10 protein-coding genes are annotated in these 8,610 nt (G+C 64.4%); all 10 read left to right on the top strand.

What is annotated here, in order from left to right; translation table 11 throughout:
- A partial coding sequence (locus WS46_RS36120; RefSeq protein ID WP_059691587.1) for a hypothetical protein occupies nucleotides 1-405 on the top strand: 405 nt, incomplete at its 5' end.
- Between the two features lie 6 nt (nucleotides 406-411).
- Nucleotides 412-825 (top strand): gp436 family protein, encoded by a 414-nt coding sequence (locus WS46_RS20710; protein ID WP_059691586.1) that lies wholly within the window; start codon nucleotides 412-414, stop codon nucleotides 823-825.
- Between the two features lie 4 nt (nucleotides 826-829).
- Nucleotides 830-1,498, top strand: a complete 669-nt coding sequence (locus WS46_RS20705) for a DUF1834 family protein (protein WP_059691585.1) — start codon at nucleotides 830-832, stop codon at nucleotides 1,496-1,498.
- Nucleotides 1,495-1,722, top strand: coding sequence for a DUF2635 domain-containing protein (locus tag WS46_RS20700; protein ID WP_059691584.1), 228 nt, complete (start codon nucleotides 1,495-1,497; stop codon nucleotides 1,720-1,722). The genes WS46_RS20705 and WS46_RS20700 overlap by 4 nt, the downstream gene beginning before the upstream one ends.
- A gap of 3 nt (nucleotides 1,723-1,725) precedes the next feature.
- Nucleotides 1,726-3,147, top strand: coding sequence for a phage tail sheath subtilisin-like domain-containing protein (locus WS46_RS20695; RefSeq protein WP_059533302.1), 1,422 nt, complete (start codon nucleotides 1,726-1,728; stop codon nucleotides 3,145-3,147).
- A gap of 29 nt (nucleotides 3,148-3,176) precedes the next feature.
- On the top strand, nucleotides 3,177-3,554 hold the full coding sequence (locus WS46_RS20690; protein WP_059533301.1) for a hypothetical protein: 378 nt from the start codon (nucleotides 3,177-3,179) through the stop codon (nucleotides 3,552-3,554).
- Nucleotides 3,551-3,943: a hypothetical protein gene (locus WS46_RS20685; RefSeq protein ID WP_059691583.1), complete on the top strand. Its 393-nt coding sequence runs from the start codon at nucleotides 3,551-3,553 to the stop codon at nucleotides 3,941-3,943. The genes WS46_RS20690 and WS46_RS20685 overlap by 4 nt, the downstream gene beginning before the upstream one ends.
- Nucleotides 3,944-4,085: 142 nt before the next feature.
- The gene (locus WS46_RS20680; RefSeq protein ID WP_059691582.1) at nucleotides 4,086-6,353 is read left to right on the top strand and encodes a phage tail tape measure protein; all 2,268 of its coding nucleotides are present in this window, start codon (nucleotides 4,086-4,088) and stop codon (nucleotides 6,351-6,353) included.
- A gap of 1 nt (nucleotide 6,354) precedes the next feature.
- Nucleotides 6,355-7,665, top strand: coding sequence for a DNA circularization protein (locus WS46_RS20675; RefSeq protein WP_059691581.1), 1,311 nt, complete (start codon nucleotides 6,355-6,357; stop codon nucleotides 7,663-7,665).
- A partial coding sequence (locus WS46_RS20670; protein WP_059691588.1) for a phage baseplate assembly protein occupies nucleotides 7,649-8,610 on the top strand: 962 nt, incomplete at its 3' end. The genes WS46_RS20675 and WS46_RS20670, both read left to right, overlap by 17 nt.

Here is an 8,610-nt window from a genome sequence, read left to right as displayed (position 1 = left end):
ATCGTCGCCGACAAGTCCCTGGTCGTGGTCGACACGGCGATCCATCTCAGCGACGCAGAAGCGGCGGCGCTCCCGCACCAGGATGCCCCGCACGTGACGGCAGCGCTGGTGAACGCCGACACGCTGACGCCCGACGTGAGCGAAGACGACGCGAAGCGCGCGCTCGCGCTGGCAGACATCGAGGCCGACCTGAAGGCTCGCGAAAACGAACTGCACGCACGCGCCGATGCGCTCGCAGCCACCGAAGCGGACCTGAAACGCCACGTTGCCGAGTTCGACGCGCGTCTCGCCGGCCTGGTCACGCGTGAGAACGAGCTGATCGCACGCATCCAGGCGTTCGACGCCAAGCAGGACGCCGCGAAGTCCAGTGGTAAATCGGCGACGTCGACCGGCAGGAAGAGCTAACGCGCCATGTACGCCACCGTCGAATTCATGATTGGCCGATTCGGGCAGCGCGAGGCAATCTCGTTGTCCGATCGCGAACGCACCGGCGACGTGAATCCCGTGGTGCTGTCCGACGCGCTCGACGAAGCATCCGCCGAGATCGATACGTATCTCGCCGGCCGCTACGCGCTGCCGCTCGAACCACAGCCGAAGATGCTCGCGGGCATTTGTTGCGACATCGCGCGCTATCGCCTGTGTGGTGGCGAAACGGTGATGACCGAAGAAATCGACAAGCGTTACAAGGCGGCGATCGCGTTCCTGAAGCTCGTCGCGGCCGGTGACGTCACGCTCGGTTCGACGACGACGGGATCGATCCCGCAACCCGACAACTCGGTCCAGTTCGTGACCGGCACCCGCGTGTTCGCACGCGACAACCGATAACGCCATGCCCTACGTTCCGATCGTCACCGCTGTTGAGCTTGGCGTCGTCGACCGCCTCACGCGCGGCCTCGGCAAGATGGTCACCGAGGTCAAGACCTACGGCGGCGAATTCGACGATGAAGAGCTGGACACCGTCGTGCGGCGCTTCCCGGCTGCGTGGGTGACGTTCGGCGGCGTCAAGCGCACTGATCCCGTGGCGACAAGCCGCTCGAAGTGGAAGGCCGAGGCGACCTTCGTCGTGATGGTCGGTGCGCGCAGCATCCGGAACGAGGAAACCAGTCGGCACGGCGGGCCGGCGCAGATCGAGGTCGGCACGAACTTGCTGATCTCAGCCGTACGGCACCTGTTGAATCAGCAGGACATGGGCTTGCCGATCCGACATTTCGCGCCGGGCGCGATTCGTACGCTGTTCAACACGAAGGTTCGCAATGATGCCATGTCGGTCTACGCGCTGGAATTCCACACCGCATGGGTCGAAGACACGCTGTTCGTCGGCGCGTTTCCGCAAGGCAGTGTCGAAGGGCCGCTCGGTAAAGTGTTCGAGCAGTACCACGGCCAGCTCGATCCGCCGACGCCGGACTGGAAGTCGACCCTGCTGCGCTACTACCTGCAACCCGGCACCGATCGGCCGGCCGATGCTGTCGATCGCATTGAGATGAAGGAGCAACCATGAAAGTGAAAGCCCGATCCGGGCTGCGTGTCCCGAAGGAACACGCCTCGCGCCAGTACATCACGGACGCTGAAGCCGTCGATGTACCGGACACCGCGTATTACCACCGTCGCGTCGCCGAGGGCGATCTGATCGAAGAAAACCGGCCGGCCGCGGAGTCGAGCGCCGACGTCGCACCGAGTCCCGCAGTCGATTCGGGTGCCAAAAAGGCCGCGAAAGGAGCCTAACCGATGGCAAGCAAAAACATCTCGTTCGACACGATCCCGTCGGGTATCCGCAAGCCGGGCAAGTATTTCGAATACAACACGAAGCTCGCCGTGCGCACGCTGCCGGCGAACGACCAGACCGTGCTCATCGTCGGCCAGCGTACCGCTGACGGCACTGTCCCGGCACTGAAGCCGGTCGACGTGTTCTCAGGCGACCAGGCGGCGCTGTACTTCGGCGCAGGATCGCTCGCGCACATCGCGGCCGTCGCTGCGATCAAGGCGTACAAGTATGTGAGCCTGACAGTTATCGCGGTCGACGACGCGCAGGCTGGCCAGCCGGCCAAGGGCACGGTCGAATTCACGGGACCGGCCACGGCCGACGGTGCGTTCGCGCTGTTTATCGGCAACACGCGTGTCGACATCGCCGTCTACGCGGACGATACGGAAACGACGATCGCCACACGCCTCAAGGATCAGATCGCGCAGAAGACCGCGTTGCCGGTCACGGCCGACTCCGTCAACGGCAAGGTGACGCTGACGATGAAGAACAAGGGCGCATTCGGCAACGACATCGTCCTGTCGCAGCTCAACCAGGCGGCCGGCGTGAAGGCGACGGTTACGGCGCTCGCGGGCGGGCTGAACGATCCGGATATTTCCCCGGCGCTCGCGGCCGTGTACGGCGCGAAGTACAACCTGTATGCGACGTGCTGGCCGACGACGGATTCGCTGACGAAGTTGCGTACGCATCTGGACAGCATTTCAGGCGCGCTCGAACAACGTCCGGCTGTCGGTGTCGCCGGCACGCCTGCGACCCTTGCGACTGCGACCACGCTGGCCGGTGACCTCGACGCGGGCCGGATCACGATCGGCTGGCATCCGGGTTCGGTGTGCCTGTCGGCCGAGATCGCCGCCGCCTACGCCGCCGTCATTTCCAGCGAGACGGACCCGGCGCGGCCGCTGAACACGCTCGCGCTGACCGGCCTCGACGTGACGCCGATCCCGTCGCAGCCGGGACGCACCGAGCAGGAGAAGGCGCTGCACAACGGTGTGACGCCCTTCGAGATCGGCCCGGGCAACGTCGTGCAGATCGTGCGGTCGATCACGACATACACGAAGGATGCGCAGGGCATCGACGATCCGGCGCTGCTCGACATCACGACGATCCGTTCGCTCGACTACTTCCGCAAGGCGTGTCAGCAACGCATTGCGCTGCGCTTCCCGCGCGAGAAGCTGTCGGAGAAGACGCCGCCGAAGGTGCGTAGCGAGCTGCTCGACGTCGCGTACAAGTGCGAAGAGCTGGAAATCGTCGAGAACGTCGAGGCGAACAAGAACAACCTCATCGTCGAACGTGACTTGCAGGACGTCAACCAGCTCGATGCGGCAATTCCGTGCGACGTCGTGAACGGGCTGCACGTGTTCGCCGGCCGGATCGACCTGATCCTGTAACACCCTTCGCAACACTATAGGAGCCAGTCATGGCATTGGAAGAATACGTTGGCGCGATCGTGCTCGAAGTCGACGGCCAGGAGGCCGAGGTCGTGACCTTCTCGGTGACGTCGAAGACTGGCAAAAAGCCGGTCAAGACGATGAACCGGACGGGGCGCGTCAAGGGCTTCGCGCGTGGCGTCGAGGAACACGAGCTGAAGGTGACGGTCGTGATTCCGCTCGGGGGCGACGAAATCGACTGGTGGAACATGGAAGGCGGCAAGCTGACCCAGTTCCCCGTGTCGCCGAGTGGCCAGCGCGTGAGCTATTACGACTGCGTCACGCTCGACATGGGCGACCAGTACAGCGTGGAAAACGAGGCGCGCCGCGACCTCACCATCTTCTCGACTCGACGGGTGAATGAATGAGCATCAACACCGAAAAAGGTTCGCTGGAATACGGCGTCGAATATCCGCCGGGCAGCGGCGAGCTGCACTACGACTTCGAGGTTCGTCTCGGTACGATCGGCGAGAACATCGAAGTCTATGAACAGCCGGAAATCATCGGCGGCGGTGTGTCGAACATGCGCGTGAACGTCGCGATGCTCGCGCGCTGTCTCGTTTCGCTCGGCACGATCCCGAAGGAAGCGATCACCGACGAGCTGCTCGCGACGGCGGTCGACAGCGACTACGACGTGATGATGAAGGCGCAGGACGAGCTTAAAAAAAAGCGGAAGCGGCCGAAGCCGGCCGCCGAAACTACCGGCTCGCCGGACTCGTCCTCGCAGAATACGGCGTCAGCGAAGAACGGTTCCTGAGTCTGACCGAGCCGGAGCTTGAGGGATACCTTGCCGCGATCGCCACGATTCGCGGCAAGAATCCTCGGCAGAGGGTGCCCGGCTTCACGACGCGCACCGTGAAGAGTTTGAGGCGCAAACCTCGGAAAGGTAAGCGAAAATAATGTCGTCCCGGGATCTCGAAGTTGGATTGACCGTGCGGATGCGCGACCAGGTGTCGACGCCCGCACAACAGAGCGAGCGCAACGTACAGCGCTCGGTGCGTCAGACCGCGCAGACGTATGTCGACGCGTCGCGCGTGAGCGTGGCGACCAGTCGCATGCTGTACGACCTGCGCATGTCGCAATCCGCTCGCGCAGAGCAAGCGGTCCAGCGCAATGTGCATCAGACCGAGGCGGCCTACACCCAGGCGAACCGGAACATCCTTACGAGCTCGCAACGCCTGGCGGCGGCCCGCGAGCAGCTCGACGTGCGCTCCGAACAGGCCATTCGTCGGGAAATCTCCCAGACCGTCGCAGCATACAACCGTCTCCAGCGCGCGGGCTTTACGTCGACCGCCGAACAGGCGCGCGCGTTCGCGGCGTTGCGTACCCGCGTGGCCGAGCTGAACCGCGAGCTGCGCGGCACCGAGCAGGCGGAAGGCCGGCTCGCGCGCGGCGGCCGAGCGGTCGGCGCGATGTGGCGCGCAGGCGGCGTCGTGGCCGGTGCTGCTGCCGGCGTGATGGTGGCCGCCCCTGCCGTTCGTGAAACGATGGCCTATGACCGGCGTCTCGCCATGATGGCGAACACGGCATTCTCCGATCGCGATGTCGCCGGCCGGCGTCGAGGTATGGGTGAACTGAACGATGCGATCGTATCGGCCGTGCGCTCCGGTGGCGGATCACGCGAACAGGCGGCCGACACGCTCGACAACCTGCTCGCCTCCGGCGCGGTCAGTGACAAGACCGCGATGAAAATGCTCCCGAACCTGCTGAAGTTCGCGACCGCCACCGGTGCAGACCCGAACGAACTCGGCAACATCGCCATTCGTGCGATGCAGAACTTCGGCATCAAGGAAGCGGACATTCCGCGCGCGCTCGACATGGCGCTCAAGGGTGGCCAGGCCGGCGGCTTCGAACTGCGCGACATGTCGAAGTGGCTCCCGCAGCAGATGGCGATGGCGAAGCTTTCCGGCATGTCGGGCTTGCAGGACTTTGGCAAGCTCGTCGTCGCGAACCAGGCATCGGTAATCACGGCCGGCACGAAGGATGAGGCCGGCAACAACCTGGTCAACCTGCTCGAGAAGCTGAATTCCCAGGACACGCAGATCAAGGCGAAGAAGCTCGGCATCGACCTGACCGGCAGTCTCGCCGCGTCGCGTGCGAAAGGTGTGAACGCACTGGACGCGTTCGTCGGCATTCTCGAAAACGTGATGTCGCGCGACAAGCGCTATCAGAGCCTGAAGACCAAGCTCGCGACCGCGCCTGAGAGCCAGCGCAAAGAGATCATAGAGAGCCAGGTCCAACTGCTCGAAGGTACGTCGATCGGCAAGATCATCCACGATCGCCAGGCGCTCGGTGCGGCAGTCGCGTATATGGGTCAAAAAGACTACCGGAAGCAGGTCGAGTCTCAGGTGTTCGACCCGAAGATGGCGGTCGACAGCAACTTCGAGACGATCGCCGGCACCGCCTCGTTCAAGGCCGATCAGCTCGAAAACGAGCGCCAGATTGCGCGCCAGAAGGCGCTGGAAGGCTTCGACGAGAAGCTCGGCAACGTGGCGACGAACCTCACCGACTACGCGCGCAAGTATCCCGAGCTGACCGCCGCGATCGAAGGCACGACGCTCGGCCTGAAGACCCTGTCGGCCGCGCTCGGTGTCGCGGCGTCCATCAGCATCCTGCGCGGCGGGTTCGGTGCGGCGCCGGTTGCCGGAGTTGCGGCCGCTGATGCCGCAGCCGCCGCATCGGCCGGAGCGCTCGGCACCACCGCCGCCCAGGCCGCGACCTTCGGTTCGCGCTTCGCGGCCGGCGCACGATTGGTGGGCCGCTTCGGTGCCCCGTTACAAGCGGTCATGGGCGGCATCGAGGCGTACTCCATCGCGAACAACGACTCGATGACACCGGACCAGAAGAAGGCCGGTTACGTCGGTGTCGCGGGCGGCGTCGTCGGTGGTCTGGGCGGCATGGCATTGGGCGCGGCCGCAGGTGCTGCGGCCGGTTCGGTGGTGCCGATCGCCGGCACTGCCGTGGGCGCGATCGGCGGTGCGATCGCGGGCTACTTCGGCCACGACTTCGGCGAGCGCATCGGCAAGATGATCGGCGACGCGATCTTCGCGCAGAAGAAAGACGAGAAGCCGCCCGTAGTCGAAGGCCACTTCACGATCAATCTCGACGGCCAACACCTGTACGACTTCGTGTCGACGGCCAGCCAGAAGAACGCACTGAGGAACTGATATGGCGTGGAAAGACACACTGTTCGACGCATCGTTTCGCGGTGTACCGTTCGACGCGCAACGCACCGACGATACGATCGACCGCGACACGGCGGAATATGCGGTCCCGCACGTCGATGGCGAGGATGTCGAAGACCTCGGCCTGAAGGCGCACACGACGAGCCTCACGGCGATCTTCTTCGGCGACGACTATGAAGTGCGGATGAAGGCGCTGCTCGCCGCGCTCGCGGTCAAGGGGCCGGGCGAACTGATTCATCCGGTGTTCGGCTCGATGCCGAGCATGCAGCTCATCGGCGCACACGTGTCACACGATTCCGACAACGTCGACGCCTGCGTGATCGAGATGCGATTCAAGCGCTCGACGCCCGCGAATCCGTTCTTTGTCGAACAGCAGCCAACCCAGACCGCCGACGCCGCAGCGCAGCTCGCGACCACCGCTCAGGACGCGGGCGTCAGCATGTTCGAGCGTGCCGTCGGCTTGCTCAAGACAATGAAGGCCGGCCTGCGTCGCCTCAATGCCCTGCGCGACGTGTTGAGCGAGACGCTCGGCCCGATCAAGGCGCTGGTCGTCGGCTTCCGCCGTGCGAGCGTCGACTATCTGTCGTGGCCCGGCGCGTTTGCATCCGACCTGATCGGCCTGGTCAGCGGCATTGCGGACTTCCGTTCGTTCGATCCGGGCCTCGTTATGTCCGATTGGAACGACATGCGCGACCAGATGAAAACGGTCGTGAAGCTACCCGCTGCGTCTGCTGCTGGCCAGCCGCTTGTGATTCCTGGTACGCAGGCGACAACGGTCGCGCCGAGCGGCTCGACCGATCCGGCCGCGCCGTATGCACCACCGCGCCCCGGTACGGTCGCGGCCGACGCATCCGACGTGCAGCTCGTCACGGCCGTGACGGCCGTCGTCGTCGCAACAGTTACCGCGAGCGTCGCGTCCGACGTTCTCGCGAACGAGGCCGACGAACCGACACTCACACCGGACCAGGTCGAGCAGATCGCGAACGACACGCGCGAGCTGATACAGACCGCAATCGACGCGGTCCGTGCGGCCGTGCCGGTCGAGCAGGCGCGGCCCGTTATCGAGCCGTTAAAAGAGACGGCGCTGACGGTGCAGGAGCTGGCGATCAAGGTGATCGACGTCCTGCCGCCGATCATCTCGCGTACCGTCGACGCACCATCGAACATGACGTTGCTCGCACATCTCTGGTACGGCAACTACCTGCGCTCGTCCGAGCTGCTGCGACTGAATCCGCAAATCCGCAATCCGAACTTCATCCAGCGAGGAGACACTGTCAGTGGCTTCGCCCAATAACGACGTGACGCTGCTGATCGGCGGCAAGGCACATAGCGTCTGGTCGTCGTACTCGATCGATTCCGATCTGTTGACGCCGGCCGATGCGTGGGACGTGCGGCTCACGCGCCCGGCCGGCAAGATGCCCGACACGGTCAAATCTGGCGCACTCGTCCAGGTGAAGGTCGGCGACGATACCGTGCTTGTCGGCTACGTCGACAACGTGCGACGCCGCACCAGCAAGACCGAGAAGACACTGTCGATCAGCGGCCGTGACTATGCCGCGATCCTGCGCGACTGTTCGGCCCCAATCTTCACCGCGAAGCAGGTGACGCTCGCCGACGTCGTCGCAAACATCGTCAAACCGCTCGGCATCAAGAACGTCCGCATCGACACCGTACAGGCCCAGTCGACGTGGGACAAGATCAGCGTCGACCCGGGCGACACCGCGTGGGACGCGCTGGTCCACGCTGCCGAGGGCGAAGGCTTGTGGCCGTGGTTCGAACCGGATGGCACGCTTGTGATCGGCGGCCCCGACTACAATGCGCCGCCGGTGGCCAGCCTCATCCTGCGCGAGGATGGCAAGGGCAACAACGTCGAGTGGTTCGACGAAGACGATTCGATTGCCGAGCGGTATTCGGAAGTCACGGTGCTGGGCCAGGCGCACGGTACGCGCGCGGCGGCCGGCAAGCACGCGATCAAGGCCACGATGAAAGATCAGGGTGTCACGGTGTATCGGCCAAAGGTGTACGTCGATCACGACGCGCCGAATCTTGCGGCCGCTGAAGCCAGGGCGAAGAAGATCATCTCTGATTCGGCGCTCGCCGCGCACACGTTGAAGGCCAGCGTCAAGGGACACCGAACCTCGAACGGCGTGCTGTGGAAGCCCGGGCAGCGCGTGCATGTCGTGTGGGAAGAGTACGGCATCGATGCCATTTATTTCCTGATGGCGCGCCGCTTCACGGG

It is taken from the genome of Burkholderia sp. RF4-BP95 (assembly GCF_001521985.1).
Classification (GTDB): domain Bacteria; phylum Pseudomonadota; class Gammaproteobacteria; order Burkholderiales; family Burkholderiaceae; genus Burkholderia; species Burkholderia diffusa.
Note: the sequence above shows the minus strand (reverse complement) of the source record. Positions and strands in the feature narration are given on the sequence as shown.